The sequence below is a fragment of the Flagellimonas beolgyonensis genome (assembly GCF_003992615.1).
Classification (GTDB): Bacteria; Bacteroidota; Bacteroidia; order Flavobacteriales; family Flavobacteriaceae; genus Flagellimonas; species Flagellimonas beolgyonensis.
In genome coordinates this window covers 498,661-515,103 of the sequence record NZ_RZMY01000003.1, presented here as the reverse complement: position 1 = coordinate 515,103, position 16,443 = coordinate 498,661, and the positions used below count along the sequence as shown (strand labels likewise).

General features: G+C 44.5%; 14 protein-coding genes. 2 read left to right on the top strand and 12 right to left on the bottom strand.

The features are described from left to right. Positions 1 to 14 precede the first annotated feature (14 nt). Positions 15 to 494, top strand: a complete 480-nt coding sequence (locus EO131_RS03215; protein ID WP_127018897.1) for a CYTH domain-containing protein — start codon at positions 15 to 17, stop codon at positions 492 to 494. Further along, complete coding sequence (locus EO131_RS03210) at positions 482 to 1,156, top strand: lysoplasmalogenase (RefSeq protein ID WP_127018896.1); 675 nt, start codon at positions 482 to 484, stop codon at positions 1,154 to 1,156. Before EO131_RS03215 ends, EO131_RS03210 begins: the two co-directional genes overlap by 13 nt. A gap of 4 nt (positions 1,157 to 1,160) precedes the next feature. Here EO131_RS03210 and EO131_RS03205 read toward each other — a convergent pair whose 3' ends face one another. The 12 genes from EO131_RS03205 to EO131_RS03150 all read right to left on the bottom strand — a co-directional run bounded on the left by EO131_RS03205 (position 1,161) and on the right by EO131_RS03150 (position 16,443). Then, complete coding sequence (locus EO131_RS03205) at positions 1,161 to 2,456, bottom strand: Zn-dependent hydrolase (RefSeq protein WP_241243785.1); 1,296 nt, start codon at positions 2,454 to 2,456, stop codon at positions 1,161 to 1,163. A gap of 55 nt (positions 2,457 to 2,511) precedes the next feature. Then, a complete protein-coding gene (locus EO131_RS03200; RefSeq protein WP_127018895.1) occupies positions 2,512 to 3,645 on the bottom strand; it encodes an AEC family transporter in 1,134 nt (377 codons plus the stop codon). Further along, a complete protein-coding gene (locus EO131_RS03195) occupies positions 3,645 to 4,838 on the bottom strand; it encodes a pyridoxal phosphate-dependent aminotransferase (protein WP_127018894.1) in 1,194 nt (397 codons plus the stop codon). The genes EO131_RS03200 and EO131_RS03195 overlap by 1 nt, the downstream gene beginning before the upstream one ends. A 171-nt stretch (positions 4,839 to 5,009) precedes the next feature. Beyond that, positions 5,010 to 6,410 carry an efflux transporter outer membrane subunit gene (locus EO131_RS03190; RefSeq protein ID WP_127018893.1) on the bottom strand — a complete coding sequence of 467 codons (1,401 nt, stop codon included), beginning with the start codon at positions 6,408 to 6,410 and terminating at the stop codon, positions 5,010 to 5,012. 18 nt (positions 6,411 to 6,428) lie between these two features. Further along, on the bottom strand, positions 6,429 to 9,575 hold the full coding sequence (locus tag EO131_RS03185) for an efflux RND transporter permease subunit (protein WP_127018892.1): 3,147 nt from the start codon (positions 9,573 to 9,575) through the stop codon (positions 6,429 to 6,431). 29 nt (positions 9,576 to 9,604) lie between these two features. Beyond that, positions 9,605 to 10,675: an efflux RND transporter periplasmic adaptor subunit gene (locus EO131_RS03180; protein ID WP_127018891.1), complete on the bottom strand. Its 1,071-nt coding sequence runs from the start codon at positions 10,673 to 10,675 to the stop codon at positions 9,605 to 9,607. A 34-nt stretch (positions 10,676 to 10,709) separates the two neighbouring features. After that, entirely contained in the window at positions 10,710 to 11,195 is a 486-nt protein-coding gene (locus EO131_RS03175; RefSeq protein WP_127018890.1) for a GbsR/MarR family transcriptional regulator, read from the bottom strand. Positions 11,196 to 11,308: 113 nt separating this feature from the next. Then, positions 11,309 to 12,328 carry a phenylalanine--tRNA ligase subunit alpha gene (gene pheS, locus EO131_RS03170; protein ID WP_127018889.1) on the bottom strand — a complete coding sequence of 340 codons (1,020 nt, stop codon included), beginning with the start codon at positions 12,326 to 12,328 and terminating at the stop codon, positions 11,309 to 11,311. After that, complete coding sequence (locus EO131_RS03165) at positions 12,321 to 13,007, bottom strand: ceramidase (RefSeq protein WP_241243784.1); 687 nt, start codon at positions 13,005 to 13,007, stop codon at positions 12,321 to 12,323. The genes pheS and EO131_RS03165 overlap by 8 nt, the downstream gene beginning before the upstream one ends. Positions 13,008 to 13,035: 28 nt before the next feature. Next, positions 13,036 to 14,889: a SulP family inorganic anion transporter gene (locus EO131_RS03160; protein WP_127018887.1), complete on the bottom strand. Its 1,854-nt coding sequence runs from the start codon at positions 14,887 to 14,889 to the stop codon at positions 13,036 to 13,038. Between the two features lie 95 nt (positions 14,890 to 14,984). Then, a complete protein-coding gene (locus tag EO131_RS03155) occupies positions 14,985 to 15,614 on the bottom strand; it encodes a carbonic anhydrase family protein (RefSeq protein ID WP_127018886.1) in 630 nt (209 codons plus the stop codon). Between the two features lie 34 nt (positions 15,615 to 15,648). Further along, complete coding sequence (locus tag EO131_RS03150; RefSeq protein ID WP_127018885.1) at positions 15,649 to 16,443, bottom strand: universal stress protein; 795 nt, start codon at positions 16,441 to 16,443, stop codon at positions 15,649 to 15,651.

Sequence of the window (16,443 nt, the reverse complement as noted above, 5' to 3'; positions counted from 1 at the left end):
GTATATTTAGTTTGATGGAACATTTGGAAATAGAGCGAAAATTCTTGGTCACCTCGGATGCCTATCGGCAGGAAGCCACTTCCCAAACCCGGATCGCACAAGGGTATTTGAACACTGACCCCGACCGGACCGTTAGGGTCAGGATTATGGGCGAAAAAGGGTTTTTGACCATAAAAGGCGGCCCCAACGATTCAGGTACTACACGGTTTGAATGGGAAATTGAAATTTCCACCCTGGAGGCCACGAACCTGATCGATCTGTGTAATACCGGTATTCTTGAAAAATACCGATATGAAGTGCCCATGGGCAAACATTTTTTTGAAGTGGATGAGTTCTTGGGGGAGAACAAAGGGTTGGTGATCGCCGAAGTGGAGCTTAACCACGAAGATGAAAAATTTGAAAAACCTGAATGGCTGGGTGAAGAGGTCACCGGACAGAAGCAATATTACAACTCCCAGCTGAGCAAAAACCCTTTTAACACATGGAAGCAATAATGGACAAACGCCAAATAAGCATCAATTTTTTAATCGTTATAGCTGCCATTGCAGCAATGAGCGCGGAGCATCTTGGATTTCGACAAGTGTATCTTTTTCTAAAACCCCTAACCACGATTCTGGTTATTTCCCTTTTGGTTTTAATTCCAAAAATCAACAATGCCAATTTTAGGAATTTGATGTTGGCCGCATTTATATTCTGCTTGCTCGGGGATATTTTGTTGCTTTTTGAAACCTATTTTGTTTTTGGACTTGCTTCGTTTTTATCGGCCCATTTATTATTTACCTTAAGCTTCATCAAATTGAAAGGATTTAGTACTCACGTTCTTTCCTTTGTTTTTGTATTTGGTGTGGGAACTGGTATTTTCTTTTGGTTGAAACCGGATTTAGGAACATTTCTTATTCCGGTGTCCCTCTATATTTTGGTAATCAGCTTAATGGCTTGGCAGGGGATTGGACTTTATTTGCGCAACAAGGGAAGGGCTTATGCTTGGATAGCCGTAGCCGTTATGTTGTTCATGCTTTCGGATACCATGATTGCCTTGGTCAAATTCAAGGCACCCTTTGCATATTCCAGCTTCCTTATTCTGGGAACCTATTGGCTGAGCATCGGCTTATTGGCTAATGCAACCTACCGGATTGTTCAGAAAGAAAAGGCTTGAGGGCCTAATCCAATTGTTTATCCAACGCCAGAATTGTGCGTAAGAGCACATTCGCGCCATTGGCCATGTCCTTCGCAGAGGTGAATTCCTTGGGTGAATGGCTGATGCCTCCTTTACTGGGCACAAAGATCATTCCCACGGGCGCTATCCGTGATATATCTTGGGAATCATGACCCGCTCCACTCGGCATGTATTGATAGGAAAGACCCAGTGCTTTGGCCGACGACTCAATTTCCTTTTGGATGGTGGGGTCGGTCAAGGCAGGTTCTGCCGTGGTATCCAGAGGCCTAAACTCTACTGAAACATTGGAGGACTTGGCAATTTCTTCCGTTTTTTGTTTAATGGCCTGATATACTTTTTCAATTACTTCAGAAGATAGATCACGTATTTCCAAACTGGCCACCACTTTGCCCGGAATTACATTGGGTGCTCCCGGTTCTGCCTTAATTCGTCCAACGGTGGCTACCTGAGCCCCATCAAAACTATTCGCTACTTCATTGACGGCCACAATATATTTTGCTGCGGCCAAAAGGGCATCCTGTCTGGCATTCATGGGTGTGGTACCGGCATGGTTGGCAAAACCGGTGAAAACCACATCCCACCAATTCAGCCCAACAATACCTTCTACAACTCCTATATCAAGCCCTAAACTTTCCAATTTCCCCCCTTGTTCAATATGGAGTTCCAGAAAGGCGGCCATGCTGCCTTTTTCCCTGGCAGCTTGCTTTATTTTTGTAGTGTCGCCACCAATTCGCATAATCCCCTCACCCATGGAATACCCAGTGGCGTTTGCAATGGGAAAAGCGGATTTTCCCAAGTTGCCGGCCATCGCCCTACTGCCCATAACGCCGCCTTCCTCGTTCGGGAAAATAATGACTTCCAAGGGATGTGAAGTGGTGATGTTGTTTTCGTTCAGGGTGGCAATCACTTCCAAAGCAGCCATAGAACCCACACAGCCGTCGTAATTGCCTCCATTGGGAACCCGGTCGATATGGGAACCAAATGCTATGGGCTTTTTAGAGGCATCTTTTCCAGCCCGCTGCCCAATGATATTTCCTGCGGCATCAATTCGTACTTCCATTCCAAAACCCTTTAGGGTTTCAACCACCCATTGCCTTGCTTCGATATCCGCATCGCTGAACGCAACACGTTCGGTTTCGCCATTTTTCTGTAGACCGAATTTGGCCAGGTCAAAAATGCGTTGTTCCAATCGTTGCTGATCAACAGTGGGTTGTTTCTTTTGAGAGAAGAGTATACTGAAAGATAGAAATGCCAGAAGTGTGATTCCGTGTCGTATCATGAGCGCCTTAATTTTCAGAAAGGTAGCAATTTATGCGCAGAGCGAGTTGTTGGTATTAGGCATTTTCAGTGGCTGGGGACTTTAGTTTTATTCCAAACCATTTGATGCTTGCCCATTTTTTATGAAACCCATTGAAGATGGGGATACACAGACCTATTGCCAATAAAACGAAGGCAACCAAAAAGATATTGAAGATATCCAAGAACAACGAACCACTGTTCAAAACAGCCAAAATAAGCAAGGTGGACAACGGAAAGGACAATGCTAGAATGGCTACCCCAAAGTCACTGCTAAAGTTTTTTTTCTTGGGTTTCAGGTCCATTTCCATGGAATCGACTGCTGCGATGTGGGCATACGGCCAAAAACTACAGGCGCTTAGACCAAAGGCCATGGTGAGCAAAATTTCGTTTCTCGCCTCGATACCGGAAATCATTACAAATAGTGCGGAAATCAACAAGACCACCCCGGCTCTTGTACACAACAAGGAAAAAATCTGGAAAAATTGTTTCCGTTTGATCTTAACAGCCAGCCCAATGAACAAGAGCACCAAAGGGGTCATGATCAAACTGAGTTTCTCCAAGGTCTCGCTTAAAAAGAAAGGAAGGGAATCCATCGTAAAACCAAAAACCAACAACAACAGGGCAACTCCAATGAAGATATTGACGGGTTCCGAGACCATGGCCTTGATCAAGGGCTTCAGTTTGGTACCACCATTTTTTTGTTGGTCCGATTGTAATGCATAATGCCAGTTCATGGCCACGAGATAGAGGAAGAACAGTACAAATATCTTATTGCCCAGATCGGACATGGCGGCTTTGGCCAGGTAATCTTCCCCCAAAAACTCCAAAATAAAGGGAAACGAGGATAAGCCAGGAGCCAATGAAGGCACCAAAAGTTTTGCGGTTCGGTATTCCGGGGAGTTCTTACCAATTCCCATAAGGGGCAAAACCAAAGGCATGGCCAAGAACAAGAGTAGGTTGAGCCCAAGGGCCAATAGGGGCAATATCAAAAGATGCAACTCTACCTTAATGCCCAATAATGCGATGAAAATCGTGGAGGGCAGGGCCAGGTTGAGAATGATTTTCTTGATTCCGTTGATCTCTTCCTTGGACTTGAACTTAACCTTGAGCAAGATTCCAATGAAAATGAAAAAGAGAAAAACAGCTGTCTTTTGAAATCCGATATCCACTATACCAATACTTTATTGATGGCAGCGGTAAACATTTTCATTTCTTCCATGGTACCCATACTAACGCGGCACCATTTTTTATCCATGAACTCAAAAGCCCTAACACCTACTTTTTGTTCGGTCATTTTGGTTAAAAATTCCTTTCCCTCCATTTCAATGGGGAAAATCAAAAAGCTGGTATGGGAAGGGACATATTCAAATCCCATTTGACCCAAACTCTCATAAACATATTCCCTACAGCTGGCATTCAGGGTTCGGGATGTTTCGATGAATTCTGCGTCGTCCATGGCGGCCATGGCAGCATATACGGAGGGTAGGGAAATACCCATACCGCCCCTGGTAATACTTTGCAAACGATCTAGGGTTGCTTCTTGGGCAACGATATATCCTACCCGAAGTCCAGCCATGCCATGAATTTTGGAGAAGGTTCTGGCGATGATCACATCCTTACCTTGGTTAATCAAGGACACCATGCTCTTTTTGGCGCCTTCATCCAAAAACCAGAGGTAGGCCTCGTCCACAAAAACAGGAACTTTTTCGGAAACCCTGGAACAGAAATCCACCAATTCCTCATGTTCGGTAAGGGTACCGGTCGGGTTGTTCGGGTTACAGATATAGACCAATTTGGTTTCATCATCAATGGCCTCTTCCATCGCCTTTAGGTCGTGCGACCAATCGTCTTTCAATGGAACGGGTTTCCATTTGGCCCCAACCGATTCGGCTACTTGAATGAGCGACATATAGGCTGGGTCTGCGGAAACTACATTGCCGCCATTCATGAAAAAGACCATGGCGGTTTTTTCCAAAAGATCGGAAGAACCTGGGCCCATCATAATGTTTTTGCTTTCCACACCTTCAAAATCGGCGATTTTATCTACCAATTGGAACAACTCTTTCCATGCGTACCTATTTCCATTGGCTGCCGAATTTTTAAAAGCCTCCAAAGCCATGGGTGATGGTCCATACGGATTCTCATTCGCATTCAATTTGGCGGATAGTGGTGGAAGTGGTTCGGCATTTTCTGGCAAGAATTCCTTGAAAAATGGCGTGTAGATAGCATTTCCGAGGCTATCCAATTGTAATGGAACCCTTGGGGTTTCAGCTATTCCAAAATATGGCAAGGCCATTGCACCGCCTGCGGTGAGTACACTTTTTCTAATCCAGTCTCTTCGGTTGATGTTGGTTGTTCCCATTGATTTTGAGTTTTTAGCAAGAATTTAAAATTATGCGATTGTTTTGCCAATTCCAACACTAAAAACGTAAAAATCAAGGGTTTAAAATCAATATATTGAAAATTTGACTGGAAAATATTCCATTATCCTTATTGAAGGAACCCTTTTTTGGGCCATTCGCCAAGGTCTGTGTCATTTCCATCCACCACCAAGTGCTCGATAAAGTTCCACGATTGCACTTAATTGTGCGTATTGGGAATCCACATAACCCAACTCGGAACTCAGGGCGTTTTGTCTTGCAGTGAGCACTTCCAAATAATTGACCAAACCATTGTTCAACAGCTCTTCGGAATATTCCTCTGCCGTTGTGTACGCGTTGAGTTCCTTTTGGCGTGCTTTCAATTTTTGGGTCTCCGCATCGTAGGTATACAACGCATCGGAGACTTCCCTGCCAGCGGTCAACAGTGTTTTTTTGTAGGTAAGCAATGCCTGCTCTTGGCGTGCCTTGGCCACTTCCAACTGGGTGCGCAACCTTCTGCCATTAAAAATGGGCTCCGTAAGCGATCCCACCAACTGGGAAAACAAGGAAGAAGCATCCAGCCAATTGTCAAATTCCAGACTTTGGAACCCCCCGTTTGCACGCAAGGTGACGGAGGGATACATACTACTCCTGGCCACATTGGTCAACTCAAAATTGTTGATCAGGGCATATTCGGCCTGCATCACGTCGGGGCGGTTAGCCAACAGCAAATAGGGCACCCCCGTTTTCAAGTCGGTATTAATGGATTGATCGTCCAAACTGCCACGAATAATCCCATGAGGTGCTTCACCCAACAATATGCTGAAGGAATTCTCCAACAGTTTAATGTTGTTTTCCAAATCGATCAAGATAATTTCAGCAGTATGTACCTGCGCAGCGGTTTGTTTTACGGCCACCTCTGTCACCAGTCCTGCATCCTTTAATGCTTGTGTGGTTTCCAAACTACTTTTTCTGGCCTCAAGGGTCTTTTTAGTGATATCGCGTTGTTTGTCAAGCGCCATAAGTTGATAGTACATATTGGCTATGGCCGCCACCAATTCGGTTTTAACCGCTTGATGCGCCGAAACGCTTTGAAGGTAGGAAGCACCGAATGCCCGTTTGTTGCTTCTGATTTTACCCCAAACATCGGCTTCCCATGAAAGGGCACCTGAAAGTTCGAACTGTTCCAAGGGCCTGGTGAAAAAACTACCGAATTGGCTGTTTTGTGAGTTCTTGGTCCTCGTGAAACTTGCGGTTCCTGACAATGTGGGGTAATATCCAGCTTTTCCCTGTTTCAAATAAGCCTCGGCAGCCACAACACTCTGAAGTGCAATCCGAATGTCGAGATTGTTCTCCAGTGCTTTTTCGATATAGGATTGTAGCTGTTTGTCCTCGAAAAGATCTCGCCAGGAAATATTCGCCATGGAAACACTGTCCTGGGGCAAATTGTCGGTTCTGTACAAGCGTTCGGTCTCCATGTTTGGCCGCTCGTAGTTCTTGGCCACAAAGCAAGACTGGAGTAACAATGGAGCCGTTACCAGTACAAGGATTTTATAGGTTGATTGTATTTTCATGATTGAATTGCGTTGTGGTTAAGCATTTTTAACTTCAATGGTCGGTTCCGGTTTTCCTGAGATGCGTTCCTGCAAAGCTTGGAACACAACAAACAGTACAGGTACCACAAATACACCCAGTATAGTGCCCACAAGCATGCCGCCTACCGCACTTAACCCGATGGACTGGTTACCAATGGCACCGATTCCGGAGGAAAGCGCCAAGGGCAATAGACCAAAGATGAAGGCAAAGGAGGTCATCAAGATCGGTCTCAGCCGAGCTCGGGCACCATCGGCCGCCGCATCGAACAGGGAAAGTCCTGCCCTGCGTCGTTGGAGGGCAAACTCCACGATCAAAATGGCGTTTTTGGCCAATAGACCAATGAGCATGATTAAGGCAATCTGGAAATAGATGTTGTTCTGTAGTCCACCCAATTTCACAAATAGGATAGCGCCAGCAATACCAATCGGAAGTGAAAGCAAAATGGAAAGGGGCAAAATGTAACTTTCATATTGGGCACTGAGCAAGAAATACACAAAGATCAAGCTCAAGATAAAGATCAAGATGGTCTGTGAACCGGCATTGGCCTCTTCCCGGGTCAATCCGGAATAATCGTAGGAATAGGTGGTAGGCAATACCTGCGCTGCCACTTCTTCAATGGCGTTTATGGCATCCCCAGTACTGTATCCTGCATTGGGCACCCCGGATATTTTAACCGAACTTAATAGGTTGAATCGTTCCACCACCTCAGGGCCATATATTTTTTTCAACGTTACAAATTGACTTACAGCAACTGATTCTCCATTAGCGTTCCGAACAAAGATGTGGTTCAGTGAATTTTCATCCGCCCTATCTTCCGGTTTGGCTTGGATCATTACCCGGTATTGCTTGCCAAACCTATTGAAGTCGGTTGCGTAGATACCGCCATAGTAGCCTTGCAGGGCATTGAAAATGTCCGTTGCCGAAAAACCGGCCATTTTCACCTTTTCCATGTCAACATCCAGGTTGTATTGTGGAAAGCCAGGATCGAACTGTGAAATGGCATATTGGATTTCCGGCCTGGCATTCAATGCACCCAAGAATTGATTCTTGATGTCGTTGATGTCCTGCCAATCTTCGCCCCCCTTACTTTGGAGCTGTACTTCAAATCCTGAATTGGTTCCAAACCCCTGGATGCTGGGTGGGGTAAAGTAGATGATCTGTGCATCCTTGAACTGGGCCGACATAGCAAATAGTTTTTGCATGGTTGCACTAAGGGACAATGAATCGGCTTCCCGTTCGCTCCAATCCTTCAGCTTCATGATGGAGAAGGCATAGGAACCTGCACTCACCCGGTTGATCAAACTGAACCCGGCCACACTCATCCGTGCATCGATCACATCCATGGACTCGTAGATCGAATCCAACTTCATGATGGTTTCCTCCGTTTTTTCAATGGTGGTTCCAGGGGGCATGCTCACGTTCGCAAATATGATTCCCCTGTCCTCATCGGGAACAAATCCGGATGGGGTGGTCTTGAAAAGATAAATGGCCAAAGCTGTAAATCCCAATAGCATGGCCACAGTGATCCACTTTCGTTTTACCAAATTACCCACCGTGTTGGTATATTTATTGGTAACGGCCGTGAACCCGATGTTGAATGCTTTGAAAAAGCGGGACATAAAGCTTTTTTTGTGCCCTTCTTCCGAACTATGTGGTTTTAAGAAAAGTGCTGCCAATGCTGGGCTCAAGGTCAAAGCGTTTACGGCAGAGATCAAAATAGCAACGGCCAATGTGATACCGAACTGTTGATAGAACACCCCCGATGAACCTTGGATAAAGGAAACCGGGATAAAAACCGCTGACATCACCAGTGTAATGGATATGATGGCCCCAGAAATTTCACCCATTGCCTTTTTGGTGGCTGTTTTGGCTGAAGTGGCCCCTTCCTCCAATTTGGCATGTACCGCCTCAACCACCACAATGGCATCATCCACCACAATACCTATGGCCAAGATCATGGCGAAAAGGGTAAGCATGTTGATGGAATAGCCAAAAATTTGTAGGAAGAAGAACGTACCCACAATAGCTACTGGAACGGCAATGGCCGGAATCAAAGTGGACCTGAAATCCTGAAGGAACAGGAACACCACAATAAAAACCAAAATAAAGGCCTCTATCAAGGTCTGCACCACATGGTCGATGGAAGCATCCAAGAAATCTTTGGAGTTAAAAGGAATCACATAATCCAATCCTTTGGGGAATTCGGTTTTACTTTCTTCCAGGATGGTTTCGATTTGATCGATAATCTCTTTCGCATTGGACCCAGAAGTTTGGTACACCCCAACGGCAACGCCAGGATTTCCCATACCGGTATTTTTACGCACATAACTGAATGCCCCCAGTTCAATTTCGGCCACATCCTTCAACCGAAGGAATCCACCATCATCTGTGGTTCTTAAAATGATATTTTCATACTCTTCCACATCGGACAACCGTCCTTTGTACTTCATCACATATTCAAAAATACCATCGGCATTTTCGCCGATTTTTCCTGTGGCAGCCTCGCGGTTTTGTTCACGTAGTGCTGCCTGAATATCCGAGGGAACCAAATTGAAAGCGGCCATTTTATCGGGAGAGATCCAAATCCGCATGGAGTAATCCTTGGCGCCGAATACGTTCACATTACCTACACCCTTGATTCGTTGTAACTTGGGTACCAAGTTGATCTTGGCATAGTTTTCCACAAAAGTGGCATCGTAATTTTCGTTTTTGGAGAATATGGAGAAAAACAAGAGGGCACTGTTTTGCGCCTTTTGTGTGGTTACCCCGGTATTGATCACTTCCTGGGGTAAAAGACTGTTGGCCCGTGCTACACGGTTTTGAACGTTTACGGCGGCAATATCGGGATCAACACCGAGTTCAAAGAACACGCTTATACTGGCGGCACCGTCGTTACTGGCAGAGGAGGTCATGTAGGTCATTCCTTCCACTCCATTAATCTGTTCCTCCAAAGGAACCACCACGCTCTTGAGTACGGTTTCGGCATTGGCACCTGTATAGTTGGCATTGACCTGAACGGTAGGCGGTGCAATTTCGGGGTATTGTTCCACAGGGAGCACACTGAGTCCCAAAACACCCAAGATCAAAATGATCACGGATATGACTGTGGAAAGTACGGGACGATCTATAAACTTATCGAACATAGCAGTTGGTTTCTTAATTTATTGAACAACTATTGGATGGGGTTGATGGTTTGACCATCCCTCAATTTGGAGACTCCTTCGGAAACAAGGGTTGATACGCCCTCAAGCCCATCGGAAACAATAAATTCCGTATCGGTCATCGCAACAATGGTAATCGGTTTTGTGTGTACCGTATTGTCATTGTCCAAGGCAAAAACCATTTTGGTGCCTTGTTGGTCTATGGTTACAAATTGGGGCACCACCCAAACATTGTTGTAGGTATAAGGTACTTTTATAGTACCTGTACTTCCTGAGCTCAATAATTGTTCTGGATTGTCAAAATCCGCCCTTAAGGTCACACTCCCCGTAGACGGGTTGATGATATTGTTTACCATGGCAATTCTTCCTTTGGTTGGATAAGTTTCCCCGTTCACCATAACCAGTTCCACTTCAGGTGATGTTTTGGTGCCCATTGGATTGCCTTTGGATGCCATTTGGGATTTCATTTGAAGCAATTCCTTTTCATTCATCGAAAAATAGGCCCGAACACTGCTGATGTCGGATACCACCGTCAACGGAGCCCCCATGTTGCTGCTTACAAGCGCACCCACTTTATAGGGGATTTCACCGATATAGCCATTGGCTGGGCTTACGATGTTGGAATAGCCAATGTTGGCTGCAATGCTGTTGTAGTTGCTTTTGGCCTGTGCCAATCTGGCTTTGGCTGTTTCCAACTGCACATTACTGATGATACCTTTCTGAACCAAGGGCACCAGTTTATCCACTTCCACTTGTGCCACGTTCACGGCTGCCTTGGCCGCCTCGGCATCTTGTGAAAGTGATTGGGTTTCAAGTTTGAACAATAGCTGGCCTTTTTTCACCTGTTGACCTTCTTCTACATAAATATTTTGGACAAACCCGGAAACCTTGGGCCAGATCTCCACATTTTGAATCCCTTGAATGGAAGTGGAATAGGTGTTATAAATGGTAAAGTCTTGCTTCTCTACAGCACTTGTTTTAAGTGATGGCGGGAGAGCGGAGGCCTGTTTGTTCTGTGCCTTGTCGCCACACCCAGAAAGGAACAGCAGGGATATGATTAAGGTTGATGCGATTGTTTTCATGTATGATTTGCTATTGATGAGATTATAGGTTGGTTTAACTTTTGATTTCCAATAAGGATTCCAATTTTTCAATGGATTCGTTTAGCAGTTTTTCATTTTTTTGCATGTACTCCAGATATATGGTGGTTTTGGGACGGCCTTCCTCATACTTGTTTGGGCAATGTTCCTTGTGGTATTCCATCACCATGGTGATGATGTTTTTTTCATTTTCCACACGCTTACGGCTTTCCTGTAACTTGGATAGGAAGAAGGTTTTTTTCTTGGCGGTGATAAAATAGCGCTTCCGGTCACCGTGTTTTGTGAAATAGGTTACCATGCCCATATTCACCAACAAGTTAAGAGAAGTCGATATTGAACTTTTGCTGGCCCCTCTTCGTTCCAGACAATCTTCAAAGGTGAGACCATCTTTGTCCGTTAAAATTAAAATGGCATAGATTCGGGCTGCTAGGGGGGGGAGATTGTATTCCTCTTCCAGGTGCAGACCCAAAGTTTCGATGATTTCCTCTCTTGATTTACCCATTATCAATAATTTGATCAGGCAAAATTAAAGTTAGTTCGGAACAAACAAAACCAAACGAACCTAAAATTGTGTTAAAAGGTTGAAAGGGACATCTTAGGATTTTAAAAAGGGTATTAAAAAGCGCTTTTGAACTGCTCCAGGAAGCGAACGTCGTTTTCGCTCAACAATCGAATATCCGAAATTTGATGCAAGAGCAGGGCGATACGATCAATGCCCATTCCGAAGGCAAAACCGGAGTACACTTCGGGGTCGATGCCACAGTTTTTCAACACGTTTGGATCCACCATGCCACAGCCCATGATCTCCAACCAACCGGTACCCTTGGTCATTCGGTAATCGGTTTCCGTTTCCAATCCCCAGTACACATCTACCTCTGCACTTGGCTCAGTGAACGGAAAGTAGGAGGGACGCAGACGAATTTTCGATTTTCCGAACATTTCGGATGTAAAGTATTGTAAGGTCTGTTTTAGATCGGCGAAAGAAACCCCCTTATCAACGTACAATCCTTCCACCTGATGGAAGAAGCAATGTGAACGCGCAGAAATGGCCTCGTTCCTGTATACCCTTCCCGGTGAAATGGTTCGAATGGGCGGTTTGTTGCTTTCCATGTAGCGGACCTGTACGGATGAGGTATGGGTGCGCAACAAGATATCGGGATCGGTCTGGATAAAAAACGTATCCTGCATATCGCGTGCCGGATGGTATTCGGGCAGGTTCAATGCGGTAAAATTATGCCAGTCGTCCTCAATCTCCGGTCCTTCAGAAACATTGAACCCAATTCGGGAGAAGATGTCCACGATTCGGTTGCGAACAATGGATATGGGATGTCTGGAGCCAATCTCCAACGGTTCTCCAGGGCGGGTAAGGTCTCCATATTTCCCTACTGCTTCCGACTGGTTCTCCAAAGCATCCTTTAAGGCATTGACTTTTTCGGTAGCGGCATTTTTCAACTGATTGACAACTTGACCAAATTCTTTCTTCTGGTCCGAAGGTACATTTTTGAATTCCGCAAAGAATTCGTTCAAAAGCCCTTTTTTACCCAAATATTTAATTCGGAATGCTTCGATTTCATCCTTTGAGGTTGAAGCGAACTGTGCTACCTCAGCCAAGTGTTCCTTAATGGTCTCAATCATGTTCGATGTCGCTATTGGCCGACAAATTTAGCAAATTGTCCCGGAAAATATAGGCAATAAGGAAATGTACTGCTATTCCACCGAAGAAATGCCATAGCCAATGGGTTCCCATGGGAAAAAGATTCTGTAATTTATCCATGATCCGGAAGGCAATGGCAACGCCAAAAATCCCGAATGACGATGTGATCAAGTGCACATTTTCCCAACGGGTCTTTTTCAGGTACAGCAGAATGGGAACCAATATGGTTCCGGCAGAAATGGCATAGCCCAAGGATATTCGCAACCCGCTGGGCATTGGTAATACCCGTAAAGCAAAAGAGATACTCAACAACCCCACAATAAAAACAAGCCTTTTCCACCATGCACTCACTAACTTGAAAACAAAATAAATAACAAGGGATGCCACCAAGAACATAATGGGCATCCAATCCAGGCGCAACCAAAATTCGTGGCTTCGGGTGGCGTGGTACACCGTGCCTCCCACAAAGCTTATGGCAATTATGGGGATTACCCAGGCCAAGTAGACATGTTGTTTCGGATTTTGATAAACTTTGATGCCCCAATAAATGATGATGGCCAAAAAAATAAGGTTGCTGTATGTGTTGAACGGCTCTACGGGAAACCTTCCTTGAAGGGTCTCTAGATAAATTGGTCCTGAATCTTTGGGAAATGTTTGCATCAACATTAAGGATAGTTCAAAACAATACTTAGGTAGCTTCGTTCAAATGTTCACTTAACCAGCGCATACAGTTTTTAAAGTTTTTAAAAATGTGTTCGTTTGGAATTAGATCGGGAATAATGTCGATACGCTCCATCATGTATCTGGGTTGGTCCAAAATGTTCACCAAAAGAACGGTGATGTTCTTTCGCTTTTGTTCCTGTAAAACATCTTCCATGGCATAGAGGCCGGATTGATCCATGTATTGCATTCTCCCCATTCTGATGACCACTATGGAGGCCGAATCGGGAACCTGGGCCGCCAACTGCTGAAATTCGTTGGTGGTTCCAAAAAACAAAGGCCCCTTGATGTGTTTGATGAAAACCTCCTTTTTGATTTTTTGGGACAGGTTTTCCTCATCGGACCAAACTTCTTCCCGCAATGGTTTCACATCGGATCGAAGTGCCGTAAGATCTCCAATTTTTTTCATGAACATCAACGATGCAAGCACTAAACCTATTCCAACCGCATATACGAGGTTCCAAACGGACGACAGGATCATTACCACCAACATGATAACCACTTCTGAACTTAGTTTTATTGGCCCCAGTTTAACATCTTTGGGAAGATAGGGAATTGCTTTCAGTCCCCTATAGTCCATTACCCCGATACCCACGGTTACCAATATACCGGCCAATACGGCAGCAGGTATTTGGGATGCAATTGGGCCTAAGGCGAGTAAAACCAATAAAAGTAAAACCCCTGCAACCATTCCGGAAAGTTTTGTTTTTCCACCGGAATTGATATTGACCACGGTTCTTATGGTGGCACCTGCTCCGGGGATTCCCCCAAAAATTGCGGCTATACTGTTTCCTATCCCTTGTCCTATCAATTCTTTGTTGGGTTTGTGTTTGGTTTGGGTCATATTGTCTGCAACCACCGAGGTGAGCAATGAATCTATGGCTCCCAACAAGGCCAACGTTAATGCAGTGAAAATATATGGTGTTATGGAACTTAGATTGAAACTGGAAAATATTTCTAGATTGGGAATGGGCAAACCACTTGGGATTTTCTCAATGGGCCTGTAATCCAGACCAAAGCCATAGGCTGCACCCGAAACTACAATCAGGGCCACCAAGGTACTGGGAACGGTCGTTGTTATTTTTTTGAAACCGTAGATAATGAGTACCGTTGCAATAGCAAGGCCCAGTTCCAACCAATTGATACGTTGAAGTGCCCTTGGCAGAACTTTGATGGTCCCGATGACCCCCGAAGCTTCTTTTGCGGCCATGGTCTGGGCATTGTTTACCATTTCTTGATGGGTAATGGCCTTGGCGCGGTCTATGGTTACTTCAAAATTTTCCAAAACCAAGATGCCCTCACCAGCTTCTTCTTTTAGGATGCTCTCCAAAATTTCTTCTTCTGCTGCCGGGATATAATGGCTTACCAATCCCTCATCTTCTTTGGGATAGTACCCTATTGCGGGTAAGATTTGGGTTACCAGAATTATGACACCAATAGCGGTCATAAACCCCGAAACTACCGGGTAGGGGATGTATTTAATGTATTTCCCCAAGCCGATAAGGCCAAGACAGACCTGCATTAATCCGGCCAAAAGAAAAACGGTAAGTATTGCCGGTAATGCTTTATCGATATCGCCATCATTCATGGCTATTATACTGGCTATTACCACCATACTTACAGCGGTCATTGGGGCCGTGGGACCAGAGATTTGTGTATTCGTCCCCCCGAAGAGTGCCGCAAAAAAACTAATGAAAATGGCACCGTATAATCCCGCACTGGGACCTAGTCCTGAACTCACCCCAAAAGCTAGGGCCAGAGGGAGGGCAACAATACCTGCTGTAATACCGCCAAATAGGTCACCTTTCAAATTTTTGAACATTGTTGGGTAGGTTAGATTAACAAGATGAAGGTACTGATTTTAGGATCAAAAAAGCCAATGACATCGAGAGCATTGGCTTTTGTATTAAGATTGGTTTAGGGCAAAAAGGTCACTTTGCCATCGGATAAATCATACATGGCACCTACAATGGAAATTTCGCCTTTTTCTTCCATTTCTTTCAGGATTACACTTTGGTTCCTAATGTTTTCCAAGGTCATCTCAACATTTTTTAAAGCAACGGCATCAACAAACTCAGAATTTTTTGAGTTCCTCAAGGATTCATCTTTGGGCATCTTGGTCTCGAATACCGCAGGTTCTATTTTGTTGATCAAGGCCGTGAGATTGCCCAAACGGGCATGATCGCAAGCACCCTTAATGGCTCCACAACTGGTGTGTCCCAATACCACAACGGTCTTGGTCCCTGCCAATTTGCATGCAAACTCCATACTTCCCAAAATATCTTGGTTCACGAAATTTCCAGCAATCCGAATACTGAATATATCCCCAAGGCCTTGATCAAAGACCAATTCTGCAGACACCCTCGAATCGATGCAACTCAAAATCGTTGCAAATGGAAATTGCCCATCTTTGGTCTCGTTTACTTGTTGCAACAGGTTTCTGTTGGCTTTCAAGTTATTCTGAAAACGCTCGTTGCCTTCCTTTAAAAACCGGATGGCCTTTTCCGGCGTCATGGTTGATTGTGTTTCTTTGGTATGTACTTTCATATGTTTTTAATCTTATCTGTGATAGTTATTGTATTTAGAAATTAGGCCCTCCCGTCAACAATAGAGGCACATTGAAAGTGCCGATAATATCATTGATGTTTGTTTTGTCTTGGCCCGTTTTTTCCCGATTGACAAATAGTACATCCACCTTAATTTTTGAAAGGTATTTGGATATATTTTTCAGGGCATTATCGCTTGTCGAAAAATTGTACTCAACAATTTTTTTGTCCAGGTCAATTTCTTCCGATCGGAAATGTCCATTGGCTATTCTGAATGATTTCAACGGCTGATTGGAATGTTCCAACAATTCCTCGGCCAAAGCGGTTTTCAAGCACTCCCATGTATCGTTGAACAAGCCCAAGGAGAGTTCTTGGTCCTGCTCCAGTACTTTGTCATGGGATGCTATCATCACAGGGCCATCAAAATTGCTCAAGACATGTTGGGTAATGCTATCGCCCAAAAGTTTGAACGGAACTTGCTTTCGCTGTCCCAATACAATAATGTCCGGTTGAAATGATTGTATCTGTTTGTTGATTTCTTCCTTTACATTCCCAAGAACAACTACGGGATCTATTTTCTGATGGTAAGATTCTGAAATGGGACCAACCAATTGCTCTATTTCTTTTTTGGTTGAGACATAGGAGGCATTGATGGATCGAATTGCTGATAGTTGGTTGTCCTGTTTCACCACTTTAGATGGTTGTTTCACATGAAAAAAACCAATATCACCACCTATCATCTTAGCTAAATGAGCTGTGTTTTTCAAGATATTTCCAGTAGAATCCCCTAAATCGGAAAGTACCAGTATTTTGTATTTCTTAGTTTCCAT

What these genes read in the sequence shown, in the direction of transcription:
- EO131_RS03195 (WP_127018894.1), bottom strand. Translation starts at nt 4,838, where the DNA reads ATGGGAACAACCAACATCAACCGAAGAGACTGGATTAGAAAAAGTGTA.
- EO131_RS03185 (WP_127018892.1), bottom strand. Translation starts at nt 9,575, where the DNA reads ATGTTCGATAAGTTTATAGATCGTCCCGTACTTTCCACAGTCATATCC.
- EO131_RS03160 (WP_127018887.1), bottom strand. Translation starts at nt 14,889, where the DNA reads ATGTTCAAAAATTTGAAAGGTGACCTATTTGGCGGTATTACAGCAGGT.
- EO131_RS03205 (WP_241243785.1), bottom strand. Translation starts at nt 2,456, where the DNA reads ATGATACGACACGGAATCACACTTCTGGCATTTCTATCTTTCAGTATA.
- EO131_RS03190 (WP_127018893.1), bottom strand. Translation starts at nt 6,410, where the DNA reads ATGAAAATACAATCAACCTATAAAATCCTTGTACTGGTAACGGCTCCA.
- EO131_RS03155 (WP_127018886.1), bottom strand. Translation starts at nt 15,614, where the DNA reads ATGAAAGTACATACCAAAGAAACACAATCAACCATGACGCCGGAAAAG.
- EO131_RS03210 (WP_127018896.1), top strand. Translation starts at nt 482, where the DNA reads ATGGAAGCAATAATGGACAAACGCCAAATAAGCATCAATTTTTTAATC.
- EO131_RS03150 (WP_127018885.1), bottom strand. Translation starts at nt 16,443, where the DNA reads ATGGAAACTAAGAAATACAAAATACTGGTACTTTCCGATTTAGGGGAT.
- EO131_RS03215 (WP_127018897.1), top strand. Translation starts at nt 15, where the DNA reads ATGGAACATTTGGAAATAGAGCGAAAATTCTTGGTCACCTCGGATGCC.
- pheS (WP_127018889.1), bottom strand. Translation starts at nt 12,328, where the DNA reads ATGATTGAGACCATTAAGGAACACTTGGCTGAGGTAGCACAGTTCGCT.
- EO131_RS03165 (WP_241243784.1), bottom strand. Translation starts at nt 13,007, where the DNA reads ATGCAAACATTTCCCAAAGATTCAGGACCAATTTATCTAGAGACCCTT.
- EO131_RS03180 (WP_127018891.1), bottom strand. Translation starts at nt 10,675, where the DNA reads ATGAAAACAATCGCATCAACCTTAATCATATCCCTGCTGTTCCTTTCT.
- EO131_RS03175 (WP_127018890.1), bottom strand. Translation starts at nt 11,195, where the DNA reads ATGGGTAAATCAAGAGAGGAAATCATCGAAACTTTGGGTCTGCACCTG.